This is a genomic window from Salinicola sp. MH3R3-1 (assembly GCF_001937155.1).
Classification (GTDB): Bacteria; Pseudomonadota; Gammaproteobacteria; order Pseudomonadales; family Halomonadaceae; genus Salinicola; species Salinicola halophyticus.
Genome location: NZ_MSDP01000095.1, coordinates 1 through 569, shown reverse-complemented (window position 1 = coordinate 569; position 569 = coordinate 1). Strand labels below are relative to the sequence as shown.

Here is a 569-nt window from a genome sequence, read left to right as displayed (position 1 = left end):
GTTCTCTTCTGTCGTGGCCGTGGCGGCCTGAGCGACCGGCGCATCGTTGGTGCCGGTGACGGTAATCGTCACCGTCTTCGGCTCGCTCACGCCGCCGTCGTTATCGGTGGCGGTGTAGCTGAAGATGACTTCGCGGCTCTCGCCGGCGGCCAGAGTGTCGAAGTCGGTGCCCGGCGTGAAGTTGTAGCTGCCGTCGCTATTAAAGCTGAGGCTGCCGTTGCCGGTGCCGACATCCGTCGCCAGGTCGTAACCGGCGATGGTGCCATCGATATCGGTCGCTGCGGGCACCTGCCCGCTGAGAGCGCTGTTCTCGCCGGTGGTCTGGGTATCGGCGACGGCCACTGGAACGTCGTTAGTGCCGGTCACCGTTACGGTCAGCGTCGAGGTGGCGGTGCCGCCCTGGCCGTCGCTGACGGTGTAGTTGATCTGCGTCTTGTCGGTCTGACCCGCGGCCAGGCGATCGAACGCCGTGCCCGGATTGAAGCTGTAGGAGCCATCCGCGTTCAGCGCGAAGGTGCCGCCATTGGAGCCGGTGATGGCCTGCCCCACGCTACCTGTTACGCCGTTGA

At 65.6% G+C, this 569-nt stretch carries 1 protein-coding gene; it reads right to left on the bottom strand.

The annotated features are described in order from the left end of the window. Positions 1 to 569, bottom strand: a 569-nt coding sequence (locus BTW08_RS18515; RefSeq protein ID WP_168170688.1) for an Ig-like domain-containing protein, incomplete at both ends; no start/stop codon positions are given.